This is a genomic window from Pseudarthrobacter sp. lyk4-40-TYG-27 (assembly GCF_030209295.1).
Taxonomy (GTDB): Bacteria; Actinomycetota; Actinomycetes; order Actinomycetales; family Micrococcaceae; genus Arthrobacter.
The window spans coordinates 13,167-28,984 of record NZ_JARVSH010000012.1; the positions used below are offsets into that span (position 1 = coordinate 13,167).

13 protein-coding genes and 1 tRNA gene are annotated in these 15,818 nt (G+C 66.9%); 12 read left to right on the plus strand and 2 right to left on the minus strand.

Annotated elements, in window-relative coordinates:
• Positions 1 to 2: 2 nt before the first annotated feature.
• The 10 genes from QRM96_RS18640 (at position 3) to QRM96_RS18685 (ending at position 12,055) form a co-directional block, all read left to right on the plus strand.
• A complete protein-coding gene (locus QRM96_RS18640) occupies positions 3 to 1,013 on the plus strand; it encodes a carbohydrate ABC transporter permease (RefSeq protein ID WP_018762444.1) in 1,011 nt (336 codons plus the stop codon).
• Positions 1,010 to 1,933: a carbohydrate ABC transporter permease gene (locus tag QRM96_RS18645; protein WP_018762443.1), complete on the plus strand. Its 924-nt coding sequence runs from the start codon at positions 1,010 to 1,012 to the stop codon at positions 1,931 to 1,933. Before QRM96_RS18640 ends, QRM96_RS18645 begins: the two co-directional genes overlap by 4 nt.
• A gap of 2 nt (positions 1,934 to 1,935) precedes the next feature.
• On the plus strand, positions 1,936 to 2,784 hold the full coding sequence (locus QRM96_RS18650; RefSeq protein WP_109044772.1) for a sugar phosphate isomerase/epimerase family protein: 849 nt from the start codon (positions 1,936 to 1,938) through the stop codon (positions 2,782 to 2,784).
• Positions 2,781 to 3,941: a Gfo/Idh/MocA family protein gene (locus QRM96_RS18655; protein WP_109044771.1), complete on the plus strand. Its 1,161-nt coding sequence runs from the start codon at positions 2,781 to 2,783 to the stop codon at positions 3,939 to 3,941. The genes QRM96_RS18650 and QRM96_RS18655 overlap by 4 nt, the downstream gene beginning before the upstream one ends.
• A gap of 4 nt (positions 3,942 to 3,945) precedes the next feature.
• Complete coding sequence (locus QRM96_RS18660) at positions 3,946 to 4,851, plus strand: sugar phosphate isomerase/epimerase family protein (RefSeq protein WP_285320545.1); 906 nt, start codon at positions 3,946 to 3,948, stop codon at positions 4,849 to 4,851.
• A 3-nt stretch (positions 4,852 to 4,854) separates the two neighbouring features.
• A complete protein-coding gene (gene uxaC, locus QRM96_RS18665) occupies positions 4,855 to 6,258 on the plus strand; it encodes a glucuronate isomerase (protein ID WP_285320546.1) in 1,404 nt (467 codons plus the stop codon).
• Positions 6,255 to 7,667, plus strand: coding sequence for a mannitol dehydrogenase family protein (locus tag QRM96_RS18670; protein WP_285320547.1), 1,413 nt, complete (start codon positions 6,255 to 6,257; stop codon positions 7,665 to 7,667). The genes uxaC and QRM96_RS18670 overlap by 4 nt, the downstream gene beginning before the upstream one ends.
• 36 nt (positions 7,668 to 7,703) lie before the next feature.
• Positions 7,704 to 8,933: a D-mannonate dehydratase ManD gene (manD, locus tag QRM96_RS18675; protein ID WP_109044767.1), complete on the plus strand. Its 1,230-nt coding sequence runs from the start codon at positions 7,704 to 7,706 to the stop codon at positions 8,931 to 8,933.
• Between the two features lie 31 nt (positions 8,934 to 8,964).
• Positions 8,965 to 11,244 carry a gluconokinase, GntK/IdnK-type gene (locus QRM96_RS18680; RefSeq protein WP_285320548.1) on the plus strand — a complete coding sequence of 760 codons (2,280 nt, stop codon included), beginning with the start codon at positions 8,965 to 8,967 and terminating at the stop codon, positions 11,242 to 11,244.
• A gap of 76 nt (positions 11,245 to 11,320) precedes the next feature.
• A complete protein-coding gene (locus QRM96_RS18685) occupies positions 11,321 to 12,055 on the plus strand; it encodes a hypothetical protein (RefSeq protein ID WP_285320549.1) in 735 nt (244 codons plus the stop codon).
• Positions 12,056 to 12,085: 30 nt separating this feature from the next.
• On the opposite strand, the gene QRM96_RS18690 is transcribed toward QRM96_RS18685, so the two are convergent.
• A complete protein-coding gene (locus QRM96_RS18690) occupies positions 12,086 to 12,445 on the minus strand; it encodes a DUF7793 family protein (protein WP_285320550.1) in 360 nt (119 codons plus the stop codon).
• A 232-nt stretch (positions 12,446 to 12,677) separates the two neighbouring features.
• Here QRM96_RS18690 and QRM96_RS18695 point away from each other — a divergent pair, with 232 nt between their 5' ends.
• Positions 12,678 to 13,712, plus strand: a complete 1,035-nt coding sequence (locus QRM96_RS18695) for a zinc-binding dehydrogenase (RefSeq protein ID WP_018762433.1) — start codon at positions 12,678 to 12,680, stop codon at positions 13,710 to 13,712.
• A gap of 135 nt (positions 13,713 to 13,847) precedes the next feature.
• On the opposite strand, the gene QRM96_RS18700 is transcribed toward QRM96_RS18695, so the two are convergent.
• Positions 13,848 to 13,937 (minus strand) — tRNA-Ser (locus QRM96_RS18700).
• A gap of 227 nt (positions 13,938 to 14,164) precedes the next feature.
• Here QRM96_RS18700 and QRM96_RS18705 point away from each other — a divergent pair.
• Positions 14,165 to 15,724, plus strand: coding sequence for an HNH endonuclease signature motif containing protein (locus QRM96_RS18705; protein ID WP_285320551.1), 1,560 nt, complete (start codon positions 14,165 to 14,167; stop codon positions 15,722 to 15,724).
• The last annotated feature ends 94 nt before the right edge of the window (positions 15,725 to 15,818 follow it).

The window sequence follows — 15,818 nt, forward strand, 5'->3', positions numbered from 1 at the left end:
TGATGTCAACCGACGCCTCTCATGAAGTACGGCCTGCGGTGGAATCCGCCGCAGGCCGGGCGCCCCGGACCGCCAATGACGCCGGGCAGCAGCCCGGCCCCAAGGACGGCCCGCGGCGCAAGGGCCTGAGCGAGCGGAACCGTCCGCTCTGGATGCTGATCCCCGGCGGGGTCCTGATGATCATCATCATCGTGGTGCCGCTGCTGCTGGGCATTTACATGTCCATCCTCAACCTGGACCAGTACACGCTGCGGAAGTGGGTCAGTGCACCAATCATCGGAGTCGAAAACTTCGTTGAAGCCGTCACCAACTCGCCGCTGCTGCACGCCGTGTGGCTCAGCGTCAGCTACTCGCTGCTTGCGATGGTGGTGACCCTGCCGCTGGGCATTGCCGCGGCAGTGGCAACCCAGAATGCATTCAAGGGCCGCGCACTGATCCGCTCGGTGTTCCTCATCCCGTATGTCCTGCCGTCCTTCGTGGTGGCCACCGTCTGGCGGACCATGCTCCAGCCCGGCGGCATCGTGGACGAGGCCTTGGCCACCGTGGGAATCCACGTGGGACTCTGGCTCAACGGACCACAAACGTTCTGGACGCTGGTCCTGGTCCAGATCTGGGCTTCCTGGCCGTTCATCTACCTGCTGGCGTTGTCCGGCCTGCAGTCAGTGGACCATGAGGTGCACGAGGCCTCAGCCCTGGACGGGGCGCTGTGGTGGAACAAGCTCCGCTACGTGATCTTCCCGTACCTGAAGGGCCCGCTGGCCCTGGCCTTCCTGATCGGAATGCTGCACCACATCAACAACTTCACGCTTCCGTTCGTGCTGTTCGGGGTCCCGGCGCCGTCGGACGTGGAAGTCCTCCCCATCCTGACCTACGTCACCAGCTTCCAGAGCTTCCGCTTTGGCCTGAGTGCTGCGATGGCCTTCATTTCCCTGGTGCTCATCGCCATCCCGCTGTTCGTCTACCTCCGCGCCGTGAAGCTTGACGACGCCGACACCCCAGGAGCGAAGAAATGAGCGCCACCATCGCCGGTCGCCGCAGTGCGCCGACCGCGGACGTCGACCGTCCGGGCTCGCACCGCCAGCACGAGGTGCTGCGGCTCCTGCCCGGCCCCCTGCTGGTCATCATCCTTGTCTTCCTGGGTGCACTCGTCCTGATTCCGGTGCTCTATATCTTCCTGGCCTCGGTGAATTCTGACATCGGCGTTGCCAACGGCGAGTTCTGGCCGTCGTCGGTGACCTTCGAGAACTACTCGAAGATCTGGACCAGCGTGGGCCTGGCCACCGGCCTGACCAACAGTGTCCTGGTGGCCGGATCAACCGCCGTCGTATCCGCGGCCTTGTCCGTTTCCACCGCGTTCGTCCTGGTCCGGTACAGCTTCCGTGGCAGGCTCAGCATCCTGCGCGGCCTGCTGGCACTGCAGTCCGTCCCCGGAACCCTGATGGTGCTGCCGGTGTTCGTGCTCTTTTCCTCGGCGGCAACCTACCTCGGCATCCAGGTGATCGGGACCCAGTGGGGCCTGTTCGTGACCTACCTGACCTTCGCCATGCCGTTCTCCACCTGGGTGATGGTCACCTACCTGCGCGGGCTCCCCAAGGAACTGGAGGAAGCAGCCAAGATCGACGGCGCGTCAAACCTCGGCGTCCTCTTCCGCATCGTGCTGCCCCTGAGCTGGCCCGGCATCGTCGTCTCCGGCATCTTCGCCTTCCTGCTCGGCTGGAACGACGTACTCTTCGCCTCGGTGATGACGCGCCCCGAAAGCCAGACCGCCGCCGTCGCCCTGCAAATCTTTGGTGCCTCGCAGGAAGGCGGCGCCATTCCCTACTACGGCCAGATGATGGCCGCAGCCCTGGTGTGTGCAGCGCCAGTGGTCATTCTCTACCTGATTTTCCAGCGTTACCTAGTAGGCGGGCTGACCGCCGGAGGAGTTAAATAACCATGGTCTCGACCACCCAGGTCACGTGGCAGCTGTCAGGTTTCGGCGACGAAATCGACGACGACCCCGCAGTCCAGATCGCCGTGCTGCAGGCCCTCGGCGCCAACCACATCGAGGTCCGCAGCGCATGGGGAACCAACATTGTGGACCTCAGCGACGAACAGCTCCAGGCACTCGCCGCCCTGCTGGCAGATAAGGGCATGAAGGTCTCGGCCATTGCCTCGCCCATTGGAAAAGTGGACGTCAGCCTCCCGGTGGAGCATGAGGTGGAGCGGTTGCGCCGGGCGGTCAATGCCGCCAAGGTCCTGGACGCGAAGTACATCCGCATCTTCTCCTTCTACTACGGCGAGTCAGTCCAGGTGGACAGCATCCGCGATGACGTCATCGAGCGCATGCGCGCCCTGGCCGGCGTGGCCGAGGAAGCCGGCGTGATCCTTCTGCACGAAAACGAGAAGGACATCTTCGGAGACGTCCCGGACCGTGTCCTGGACATCATCGAGACCGTGGACTCGCCCGCCCTGAAAGTGGCCTGGGACGCTGCAAACTTCGTCCAGGTGGGCGTCAAGCCCTTCGACGAGGGATACGCCAAGCTGCGCCCGCACCTGGAATACCTCCAGGTCAAGGATGCCCTCTTCGCCAACGGCCACGTGGTGCCTGCCGGCGAAGGCGACGGGGACGTCCTGAAGACCGTGGAGGCGCTCAAGGCGGACGGCTACGAAGGCTTCGCTTCCCTCGAGCCGCACCTCGCCGGTGCCCACGGCCTGGGCGGATTCTCCGGCCCCACGGCCTTCGGAATCGCAGCCCGCGCCTTCGCCAAAGTCACCGCAGAAGCAGGAGTCCAGACCGCATGAGCACCTTGAATGCAGCCATCACCGGGTGCGGCGTCATTGGCCGCACCCACGCCGTAGCCCTCCGCGAATTCCCGGAAGTCCGCATCGTCGCCCTCATCGATGCCATCCCGGCGGCCGCCGAAGCACTCGCGGACTTCATCGAACAGCAGGGCGGTACGCGCCCGGCCCTGTACACCACCCAGGCCGAGGCCTTCGCTGCCGAAGACATCCACCTCGTGGCACTGGCGACTCCCAGCGGCCTGCACATCCAGCAGAGCCTGGAGGTGCTGGCGGCAGGCAAGCACGTGGTCATCGAAAAGCCCCTCGACGTGGACCTCAGCCGCGCCCAGGAAATCGAGGCAGCCGCGAAGGAAGCGGCGGGCAAAGGCATCGTTGCCTCGGTCATCAGCCAGCACCGGTTCGACCAGTCCAGCGTCGCCGTGTCCCGCGCCATCGCCGATGGCCGGTTCGGCAAGCTGACCTCCGCCATCGCCTCGGTGGCATGGTGGCGCAGCCAGGGCTATTACGACTCCGGCGACTGGCGCGGCACGTGGGCGATGGACGGCGGCGGCGCCCTCATGAACCAGGGCGTGCACACCGTGGACCTGCTTTTGTGGTTCATGGGACGGCCGGTGGAGATCTTTGCGCACACCGCCCGCCTCGCCCACGAACGCATCGAAGTGGAGGACACGGCGGTAGCCACCGTGACCTTCGAGAACGGCGGCCTGGCTGTCCTTCACGCCACCACTGCCGCCTACCCGGGGTTGACCGTGCGCGTGCAGCTCATGGGCTCCGAGGGCTCGGCCGTGGTGGACAACGACCGGCTGGAGTACTTCCACAGCAGGGCCGCAGGCGGCGCCTCGGCGGACATGGGACTCCAGGGCGGCGGCAACCAGTCGGAGGAAGAACTCGCCAAGTACCCCGAGGAAGACTACAAAGCAGCCGACCCCACCGTGTACCCGGCCGGCCATGTCCGTCAGTACCGGGACATCCTGGCCGCGATCGCCGGTGGGAAGCAGCCCGGAGTCACGGTCAGCGACGCCGTCAATGCCCTTGCCGCGGTGCGTTCGGTATACGTCTCGGCCACCCTCGGCCAGCCCGTCCTCTTCGAGGATGTCCTGGCCGGCAAGTACAACGACCTCGAAGTCCGCACCGGCAGCACGGCAGAAAGCGCCTGACACCATGAAGTTTTCAGTATTTACCGCATCAACCCCCGAGTGGACCCCCGAGGATGCCGTCCAGCAGCTTGCCGGACAGGGCTGGGACGGCGTCGAATGGCGCATCACGGACCAGGGGGACGCCCCCGAGCCCGGCTTCTGGGCCGGGAACAAAGCCACCGTGCCGCTGGCCGGAATGGAAGACCACCTGGACCGGATCGCCGCCATTACCAGCGACGCCGGCCTGGAGTTCTCCGGCGTCGGCGGGTATGCGCGGTGCGACAACCATGACGATGTGGACCGCATGCTCGCCGCCACCGCCAAGCTCGGCGCCGGCCAGGTGCGGGTGACCACGCCGCCGCTCGGAACCGCCGCCTGGGGCAACGAACCGGCCAGCGGCACCCCCTACCCGGAACTCTTCGCCGCTGCCCGCCGCGATTTCGAATGGATCGCCGAGCGGGCGGCGCACCACGGAGTGAAGGCGCTCGTGGAGCTGCACCACCGCACCATCACCGCGTCGGCATCATCGGCGCTGCGGCTCCTGGACGGACTGGACCCCCGGCACGTCGGCGTCATCCACGACCTGGGCAACCTGCTGATCGAAGGGCAGGAAGACTACCTGCCCGCCTTCGAGCTCCTCGGCGACTACCTGGCGCACGTGCACGTGAAGAACGCGGTGTGGGTGGACAGCGGCGAGACCGACGAGTCAGGGGCAGCCATTTTCAAGAACGAGTGGGCGCCCCTGCGCGCGGGCCAGGGCAGCGTCCTGCAGTACTTCAAGGCACTCGCCGCCTTCGGATACGACGGCTGGGTGACCGTGGAGGACTTTTCCACTGAGCTCCCGCTGGCCGAACGGACCGCCGGGAACCTCGAGTACCTCCGCGCCACGGCCGCCTTGGCTGGGCTCAATGTCGCAGCCGGGAGGCGTTGAGCCATGGCGCAGACCATAGCGGACCACCCGGACCGGCTCCTGCCCGCCGATCCCGCGGTCCGGGACATTGCCCGCTCGCTCTTCTCCCGGGTGGAAGGGCTCCCCATCATCTCCCCGCACGGGCACGTCGACGCCGCGGTCATCGAACAGAACACGCCGTTCCCTGACCCGGCCGCGCTCCTGGTCACTCCGGACCATTACGTCACCCGCCTGATCCACGCCGGCGGGGTGACCATGGACCAGCTGGGCCTGGGCAACCAGCCCGCAGAGTCGCGGCAGGTCTGGCGGCACTTCTGTGAAGCATGGCCGGCTTTCGAGGGAACCGCCTCCGGGTACTGGATCCGGCAGGAGTTTGCCCATGTCTTCGGCCTGGCCGAGGAACCGTCCGGCCAGAACGCCGACCAGCTCTATGATGCCCTGCAGGCCAAATTGTCCGAGCCCGGTTTCCGGCCACGGGAACTGTTCAAGGAATTCAACATCGAGGTGCTCGCCACCACGGATGACCCGCTGGATTCGCTGGACAGCCACGCTGCGCTGCACGCGGACCCCGCGTTCGCCGGCCGGGTGCTGCCCACCTTCCGGCCGGACCAGTACTTGAACATGGCACATCCGGCCTGGCAGGAGAACGTGGAACGCCTCCTCGGCTCTGCGGGGGAGGGCGCCACCGGCTACGCCGGGTACATCAAGGCACTTGAGTCGCGGCGCCGGCACTTCGTGGAGCGCGGCGCCGTCTCCGCCGACCACGGCGTGTTCACGCCTGCCACCCTGAAACTTGACGACGGCGAGGCGGAGCGGCTTTTTGAGCGTGGCAGGACGGGCCAGGCCAGCGCCCGGGACAGGGACGCCTTCGAAGCCCACATGCTGTACCAGATGGCCAGGATGTCGGTGGAGGACGGGCTGGTCATGACCATCCACCCGGGCTCCTTCCGGAACCACCACGCACCCACGTTCGAGGCCTTCGGCGCCGATACCGGGCACGACATCCCGGTGGCGGTGAACTACACCGAAGCCATCCGGCCGCTGCTTCAGGACTTTGGCACGGCAAAGGACTTCCACCTGGTCCTGTTCACCCTGGATGAGACCGTCTTCTCCCGCGAACTGGCGCCGCTGGCCGGGTTCTACCCGTCGGTCTACCTCGGTGCGCCCTGGTGGTTCCTGGACGCCCCGGACGCCATGCTGCGCTTCCGGTCCGCGGTGACGGAGACCGCGGGCTTCTCGCGGTCCTCCGGGTTCATCGATGACACCCGCGCCTTCTGCTCCATTCCGGCCCGCCACGACACGGCCCGGCGGATCGAGGCGTCCTTCCTGGCCCGCCTCGTGGCCGAACACCGGGTCACCGAGGAACGGGCACACGAACTTATCGTGGACATCGTGGACGGGTCGCCACGGAGGGTGTTCAAGCTGTGAACGCCGCGCTGCCTGCACTCAACCGCAGCCTGAAGCCGCTGCCCAAGCCTCCGGTGCGCATCGTGCACCTTGGGCTGGGGGCGTTCCACCGCTCCCACCAGGCCTGGTATACCCAGCACGCCCCGGACGCGGCGGAGTGGGGGATCGCGGCGTTCACGGGCCGCCGGCCCGACGCCGCGGCAGCGCTGTCCCGCCAGGACTGCCTCTATACGCTGGTGGAGCGGTCGGCCCGCGGGGACAGCTTCGAAGTCATCGGCAGCATTGTGGAAGCGGTGGATGGCGCCAACACCGCACGGCTCTGCGAGCTTGTCGCGGCGAAGGAGACAGCGGTGGTCACGCTGACCATCACCGAGGCAGCCTACGGGCTGGCCGCGGATGGAACGTTCGACGCCGGCGCTCCAGGCACGGCGGATGATCTCCGGGCGCTGTCGGCAGCAGCGTCCGGGGAGGCCGGAGTGCCCGGCACTCCGCTGGGCCGCCTGGTGTTGGCCCTTGCCAGGCGCCGGGCCAGCGGCGCGGGACCCATCGCCGTCGTCAGCTGCGACAACTTGTCCGCAAACGGTGAAGTTGCCCGCCGGGCCGTCCTGGGACTGGCCTCCGGATGGGGTTCCGGGCTGGCCGGATGGATCGAGGCGAACGTCAGCTTTGTCAGCACGTCCGTGGACAGGATTACGCCGCGGACCACCGAGGCGGACATCGCAGAGGTGGAAGAGCAATGCGGTTACAGCGACAATTCGCCGGTGGTGGCTGAACCTTTCCGGAACTGGGTGCTCAGCGGGGACTTCCCGGCCGGGCGTCCCCGCTGGGAGGAGGCCGGCGCCGTCGTGGTCGGTGACATCGAGCCCTATGAGAACCGGAAGCTGTGGCTCCTCAACGGCTCGCATTCCATCCTGGCCTACGCGGGACAGCTCCGCGGGCATGCCACCGTGGCGGACGCCCTGGCAGACCCCCTCTGCCGGAAAGCGGTGGAGGACTTCTGGGACGAGGCAGCCCGTCACCTGCAGGGGGAAGGGCTGGACATTCCGACGTACCGCCGGGCCCTGCTGGACCGCTTCGGAAACGCGCGTATCGCCCACCGGCTCGCACAGATCGCGGCCGATGCCACCACCAAGCTGCGCATGCGCGCGGTACCCGTGATGGCGGCGGAACGGGCCGACGGCCGCAGTGGCGCAGGCAGCGCTTTGATGATTGCCGCCTGGATTGACTACGTCACCGCGGGAAACGACTTCCAGGATCCGCTCGCCGCCGACATCCAGGCTGCCGTGGCACTTGACGGAACCAATCGGGTACAGGGTTTGCTTCGCCTCGTCAGCGCTGCCCTCGCAGAGGACCCTGACGTTGTCGCCCTTGTTTCCCGGCTGCTCGGATCCTTCGAAGCGGCCCCGGCCGCCACCCCCGCACGTACCTGAATCCCGCTTTTACTTCCGGAAGGAACAGTTAGTCCCATGAAAATCATTGCCGCCGATGTCTTTGTTACCAGCCCCACCCGAAACTTCGTGACCCTCCGGATCACCACGGACGACGGCGTGACGGGTATCGGCGACGCCACCCTGAACGGCCGCGAGCTCGCCGTCGCCGCCTACCTCAAGGAGCACGTCGCGCAGCTGCTGATCGGGAAGGACCCGCACCGGATCGAGGACACCTGGCAGTTCCTGTACCGGAGCGCGTACTGGCGCCGTGGCCCGGTCACCATGGCGGCCATCGCCGCCGTGGACATGGCGCTGTGGGATATCAAGGGCAAGGTTGCCGGGCTTCCCGTGTACCAGCTGCTGGGCGGGGCGTCCCGGAACGGGCTGCGCGCCTACGGCCACGCGTCCGGCTCGGACATCGAGTCGCTGTTCGATTCCGTGCGGGAGCACCTGGAGCTCGGCTACAAGTCCATCCGGATCCAGACCGCCATCCCGGGGATCAAAGCGGTCTACGGCGTGGCTGCCCAGGCACAGGCATCGGGGGAGCGGTATGACTACGAGCCCGCCGGCCGGGGAGCGTTCCCGCAGGAAGAGGACTGGGACACCCGCGCCTACCTACGGCACCTGCCCACGGTCTTCGAGGCTGTCCGGAACGAGTTCGGCCCCGAGATCCCGCTGCTGCATGACGGGCACCACCGGATGACGCCCATCCAGGCCGCGAAACTGGGCAAGGCCCTGGAGCCGTATGACCTGTTCTGGCTGGAGGACTGCACTCCGGCGGAGAACCAGGAGGGCCTGCGCCTGGTCCGCCAGCACACCACCACACCGCTGGCGATCGGTGAAATCTTCAACACCGTGTTCGACTTCCAGACGCTGATCAAGGAACAGCTGATCGATTATGTCCGGGCAGCGTCCACGCACTTCGGCGGGATTTCGCCGCTGAAGAAGGTCATGGACTTCGCGGCGCAGTACCAGATCAAGTCCGGTTTCCACGGCCCCACGGATATTTCGCCCGTGGGCTTCGCCGCGCAGCTGCATGTGGGCCTTGCCATCCATAACTACGGTATCCAGGAGTACATGCAGCACTCGGACAAGACCAACGAGGTCTTCGAACAGTCCATGACGTTTACGGACGGCTACCTGCACCCCGGCGACAAGCCCGGCATCGGCGTCGAATTCAACGAGGAAGCCGCCGCTGCGTACCCCTACCAGCAGGCCTACCTGCCCTACAACCGCCTGGTCGACGGCACGGTGCATGACTGGTGAGGCTGGCCACGACTGGTAAGGAAAGCACCCGATGAGCAAGATCCGAATCGTCGTGATGGGCGTCTCCGGCTGCGGCAAGACCACCATCGGCGATCTCGTGGCCCGCGAACTGGGCGTCCCGTTCCTGGACGGCGATTCCTTGCACCCGGTGGAAAACGTCGCCAAGATGGCTGCCGGCACGCCATTGACGGACGAGGACCGCTGGCCCTGGCTGGCCACCGTGGGCAGCAGGCTTGCCGGCGCGGCCGACGGCGGCCTGGTCCTGGCCTGCTCGGCGCTGCGCCGCACGTACCGCGACGCCATCCGTGCCCAGGCGCCGGACACGGTCTTCCTGCACCTGAACGGCAGCAAGGAAGTCCTGAAGGCGCGGACGGAAGGCCGCAGCGGCCACTTCATGCCGCCCGCGCTGCTGGATTCCCAGCTCGCCACCCTTGAGCCGCTCCAGGACGACGAGACCGGCGTGGTGGTGGACATTGCCGTGCCCGTCGCCGACGTCGTGGCCCAGGCGGTCAAGGGGATCGCCGGCGTCGTACCTCCCGAGCGGACGGCCGGGGGCACCCCGCCGCGGCAGTTCGACGTCGACCTTGCGGCCGCGCCGTTCAACCTCGACGCCGGGGCCATCGCCTGGGTGGAGGGCACCCTTGCGGGGATGACGCTCGAGGAAAAGATCGGGCAACTGTTCATTAACCACAACAACGACTACTCGCCCGGCTACCTCGACGGCGTGCTGGACAACTATCACGTGGGCGGCATGCGCTACCGGCCCGGACCGTCAGCCGCCGTGCAGGAACACATCCGCTACGCCCAGTCCAGGTCCAGGATTCCGCTGCTGGTTGCGTCCAACCCGGAAATGGGCGGTGCAGGCAGTTGCGACGACGGCACGTTTGTCTCCACGCACCTGCAGGCCGGTTCCCACCCGGACAAGAATATTGCCCGGCAAATGGGGCAGGTGGCCGGGGTGGAGACCGCGGCCCTGGGCTGCAACTGGGCCTTCGCGCCGATCGTGGACATCCACTACAACTGGCGGAACACCGTGATCTCCACCCGCTCGTTCGGCAACACCCCGGAGATCGTGGTGGAACGGGCCAAGGAGTACTTCGACGGCATCAGCGAATCACCGACGGCTTGCGCCATGAAGCATTTCCCGGGGGACGGCATCGATGAGCGGGACCAGCATGTGGTCACCTCCTACAACACCCTTGGGTACGAGGAATGGAACCGTACCTACGGGCACGTGTACCGGGAGATGATTGCCCACGGGGTCCAGTCGATCATGGTGGGCCACATTGGAGCGCCGGAAGTTTCGCGGCACTTCCGGCCCGGCCTGGCCGACGCAGAGATCCTGCCGGCCACGTTGTCCCCGGAGCTCCTGCAGGACCTGCTGCGCGGAGAGCTCGGCTTCAACGGGCTGGTCCTCACCGATGCCTCGCAGATGGTGGGCCTGACGCAGGCGATGAAGCGGAAGGACCTGGTGCCTGCCACGATCGCCGCCGGCTGCGACATGTTCCTGTTCTTCCGGAACCCGGCCGAGGACTTCCAGTACATGCTGGACGGCTACAAGTCGGGCGTTATCACCGAGCAGCGGCTGCACGACGCGCTGCGGCGGATCCTCGGCCTGAAGGCATCGCTGGGGCTGCACCTGAAGGCTGCAGGCCAACTGGTGCCGCCTGCCGAGGCGCTTGCCGTCATTGGATCGGCTGCGCACCGTTCGGTGGCTGCGGAGATCGCCGACAAGACCGTGACCCTGGTCAAGGACACCGCGGGGAACCTGCCCATCACACCCGGAACCCATCCCCGGATCCGCCTCTACGGCATCTCCGGCGGCGCCGACTTCACGCGGGCTGATCCGCTGGCCTACCTGGATGTGGTGAAGGAGGAACTCGAGGCTGCCGGCTTCCAGGTGTCCTTGTACCGGACGGCTGAACAGCGCGAGGCGGCCGGGGAGACCGGGGTCAACTTCATGTCCGTCATCTCCGAGGAGGCCACGGGGGACTATGCGGAGAAGTACGACGCCGCCTTCGTGTTCGCCAACGTGAAGGGCTTCGCGCAGGAGGCCGCCATCCGGATCAAGTGGTCCTCGCCCATGGCGGCGGAAATCCCTTGGTACGTAACCGAGGTGCCCACCGTGTTCGTGTCCCTGAACCAGCCGAACCACCTCATCGACGTGCCCATGGTCAAGACGGCAATCCACGCGCACGCCGGGACCCGGGAGGCCATCCGGGCCACTGTGGAAAAGATCCAGGGCAAGTCCGGCTTCCAGGGCACCTTTAACGAGAACGTTTTCTGCGGATCCTTCGACACGCGGCTGTAGGGGCTTTGGACTCTGGGGGCCTTGGGGTGTCGGTTTGTAGCCTCGAGGCATCCCTGGAACCAGGAGGAGGTGTGCCATGGGTGGCACAGCGTCGGGTCCCGGTGTCCGTTCCGGTCCACAATCCGGGCCTGGCCCCCGGCGGCGCCGGCTTCGCGGTTTCCTTGCGGCCGCCGTCGCAGCCGGTCTGTCCACGCATGGCCTCTTGCCGCGGGTGCTGCGGACATGGGGTGCCACCGGGCCCGAAAAGACTGCGCCGCTTCCGGGCGACGAACTGATTCCCGACGCCGACGACGTCTGGACCATGGCGGTTACCGTCGCCGCACGCCCCGGTCAGGTCTGGCCATGGCTCGTGCAAATGGGAGTGGACCGGGCCGGCCTGTATTCCTATACGGCGGTGGAGAACGGCTTGCTCCGTCTGGGGGTCACCAACGCGGACCGCATCCATCCCGAGTGGCAGGACCTGAAGGTGGGAGACATCATCGCTTTCACACCTGGTGGCTACCCTGGCGGTAGGCGGGGGCCGCGCGTCGTGGACCTGGCTCAGGACCGCCACCTCGTCCTGGATTCCAGCCCGGGAGCCCCGCCCGGAACAGTGACCGGTACGTGGCAGTTCGTGCTGCACGACGCCGGCCCTTCCGGTACCAGGCTCCTGCTCAGGACACGGTACGGCGCGGGCCGGCCTGCAGGGCTGCGTGTGATGGACTTCCTCCTCCGGCCCGGCTATCTCGTGATGGACCGGGCAATGCTGCTGGGCATCAAAAAGCGCGCCGAAGGGGGAGCCAACGGGCCGCCGTCGTCCGCCCCCCACTGAAGGGAACGGCCCCGAATGTTGGCCTCTGCGCTACTTCGCGGTCCTGCTGCCCTGGCCCGACAACCAATCTAGGGCTTCGCCCTCGTTCGTGAAGTACGCGGTGGGAGTCAGCGACCGTTGGGAAAACGCCGCCACGACCTTGCCCATGGGTCCGTCGCCAATGAGGGCCACCGCCGAGAATCCCCGGTAAGCATTCATGCCCGCCCTGGCCTCGGGCGTCAACCCTGCCACTCCGTTCAGGTCAACCAGGAGTGGCAGCACCCACCCGTCGCTGAAGCCTTCCAGGGTCCGCGCCGCCCGAACGGCGATCTCGTACGTTATGTGGACGTCCGGGGCCCAACGCAGCCGCAGAACCCCGCGCTCGCAGGACGCCGCGAAAAACTCGTTCATCCGTGCCCCGCTCCGCTCTTAGGCCTGTTTTCCAGGCGCAGATGCCTGATTGAAACCCTATTCTGCATGAATGTTGCACAACGCACATCTCCTGGCGGTTCGCTTCAGTCGCGGGACGCGTACCGGCCGTGGGAGGGGGCCACAGGGACCTTTGGCGCAACGATGAAGGCGCGCCCGGTTCACCCTCGCCCCCACCTAGACTGGGCTGGACAATCAAACCGAAGGAGAGCCCGTGCGTTCCCTTGTCATGCGCCAGATCGCCGGACCGCTGACCGTCCAGGACGTAGACCAGCCTGAGGCCCCGGTAGGAGGCGTGGTGATCTCCGTCATCGCCACGGGCTTGTGCCGCAGCGACTGGCACGCGTGGGCCGGACACGATGACATCGCCCTGCCGCACGTTCCCGGGCACGAGTTCGCCGGCGTCGTTGTTGAGGTTGGTCCCGGAGTAACCGGCTGGGCGGTGGGTGACCGGGTGACGGCGCCCTTCGTGGAGGGTTGCGGGACCTGCGAGTGGTGCCTGGGCGGCAATGCACAGGTATGCCCGGACCAGCAGCAGCCGGGCTTCACGCATTGGGGGTCGTTCGCTGAGCGCGTGGTGATCCATGCGGCGGACACCAATCTCGTGGCGATCCCCGAGGGGGTCAGCTTTGAAGCGGCGGCCAGCCTGGGCTGTCGTTTTGCCACCGCCTACCGGGCCCTGACAAGCCGGGCACGCCTGGCCGCCGGTGAATGGGTCACCATTGTTGGCGTGGGCGGTGTTGGCCTCAGCGCCGTAATGATCGCCAAGGCACTGGGCGGCAACGTCATTGCCGTGGACCGGAACGCGGCCGCCCTTGATGTGGCGGCTTCCCTCGGGGCCGATCACGTAGTGGTCGCCGATGGTTCTGATATTCCGTCGAAGGTACAGGCCCTGACGGGAGGAAGCCATGTCTCCATCGACGCCGTCGGCAGCGAGCAGACCTGCGCCGACGCGATCCTGAGCCTCCGGCGACGTGGCCGGCACGTCCAGATCGGGCTACTGCCGCCGGTTGAGGGCCACCCGCGCGTTCAGATGGCCCGGGTTATTGCGTGGGAATTGGACGTTTTCGGAAGCCACGGGATGGCCGCGGCGGATTACCCTGGAATGCTCGCCCTGATCGAATCCGGCGCACTCCAGCCGCAGAAGCTTATTGAACGCGTCATCGGGTTGGAAGAGGCCGCAGAGATGCTGCCCCGGCTGGACAGCGCAAACGTCGCGGGCATGACCATGATCGATCCGAGCCGCTGACGCTTTTTCGGGGTGCGGAGCTTCAGCTGCCGGTACGGGTGAGTCGTTCCCGCCGGAGGATTTGAACCCCCTCCCGGCCGGGGCAAGCGAAAGGCCCGGGTTCCATTGTTTCCAGGGAACCCGGGCCTTTTTACGTGGCGGTGACGGTGGGATTTGAACCCACGTTGGCTTTTACACCAAACAACATTTCGAGTGTTGCACCTTCGGCCGCTCGGACACGTCACCAACCTCAATAGGGTACCGGAGCGAGGCCGTCATCCCCAAAACGAAGCCGGATCCGGTCGGTTTGCCCGGTGGGTGGGCTGTGGGTGGGTGGGCGCGCCGGTCGTTGCGCTTGTCGGTGGCCGGGCCTGCCGGTGGTTTGGTTTGTCGAAACTCAATCTGCCTTCTTTGGGTGACCGGTTGTCGTGACCGGCCCCTTGAATGTCGTACCCCCTTGTGATGATGGGTTTATGGGGAAAGCGGCGGTGGTGGGGGCGTTGGCGGATATTCGTGCTGCCCTTGCGGTGTTGGTTGCCGAGGTGGACGGGTGTGGTGCGGAGCCGTTTTCGGTGGCTGATCCGTTGGCTGGGTTGGCGGATGGTTGCCTTGATGTTCTGGCCGGTGTCCGGGAGGTGGAGGCCCGGGTCGCGGGTTTGAAGGCGCGGGCTGCGGTGGCGTTTGCGGATGCTGCCGGTGTTGTGGCGGGGCCGGGGGTGCCGGTGGTGGCGCAGGAGATGGCGGTCGCGGCGGAGGTTGGGTGTGTGCTGGCTCTGGGTCCGCGGGCTGCGGGGGCGTTCCTGGCCACCTCGCAGGCTGTGGTCAAGGGGTTGCCGTTGACCTTGTCGGCGTTGCAGGCGGGGGTGATCTCCTGGCAGCACGCCACGGTGTTGGCCGATGAAACGGCCGGGTTGGATGCTGCGGGGGCGGCGGGGTTGGAGGCTCATTTCCTGGACCCCGGTGCACCGGATGCGGTGCGGGGGTGTGCGGTGGGGGAGTTGCCGGCGCATCGGTTCCGGGCCAAGGCCAGGGTTTGGCGGGAACGCCACCATGCCGGGAGTATTGAGCAGCGTCACGCCAAGGGGGTGGTGGACCGGCGGGTGGAGTTCCGGCCGGACCGGGACGGGATGGCCTGGCTGGGGGCGTATCTGCCCGCGGACCAGGCGGCGGCGGGGTGGAACCGGCTGACCGCTGTTGCCCGGGGCGTGCAGGGCCCGGGCGAGGCCAGGACCCTCACCCAGCTCCGGGCGGATGTGTTTGCCACGTCCCTTCTGACCGTCGGTCTGAGCACGGGACAGGCTGCCGGGAGGAACGCGGGGCCAGGCGAAGGTTGCACCAGCCCCGATGACCTCGAGAGGCCTGCCGATGTCCCGCCTGATGCGGTCCGGGCGCAGGTGTTGGTGACGGTGCCGGTGTTTTCGTTGCTGGGGGTGACGGATGAGGCGGCGGTGCTGGATGGGTATGGGCCGATTCCGGCTTCGATGGCGCGCCGGTTGGTCGCTGAGGGGGCGGGCTCGTTTTACCGGGTGCTTGTGGATCCGCGGGACGGGGCACCGTTGGAGATCGGCAGGAAGAGTTACCGGGTGGGCAAGGCGATGCGGTATTGGCTCCGGCTCCGGGATGGTAAGTGCCCGTTCCCCGGCTGCAGCAACTCCTCACTGGATACCGAGGCCGATCACATCCTGGCCTGGGCCAACGGCGGGACCACCGGAGTCAGCAACCTGGGACAGCCCTGCCCGAAACACCACCGGCTCCGGCATACCACCGGTTGGAAACCCACCCCGGCCAGCAAAACCGAACCACCGGGCTGGACCTCACCGGCCGGCCGCCACTACCACAGCGAACACCAAGACTGGCAACCACCCGTGTGGCCACCGGGATTCGTCGACCACGACAGGACGGCGCCGGAGCTGGAAAGAGCAGAGCCAAGGCCCCTGCAGAGAATGCCCTTCGGCGTCGCGGACCTGAGCAGAATCGGCTACTCGCTGGCCGAAGCGTGCCTGGACCGCATTCTCCACCCGCCCTCTGCTTAGGCAGCAAGCGGCCCCACGCCCAAGCTGCGGTGCGCACTCTGTGCGCACTCGGTCCGCCGGGCCGTTCACCCGCCTCTTCCCAAACGGAACGGTG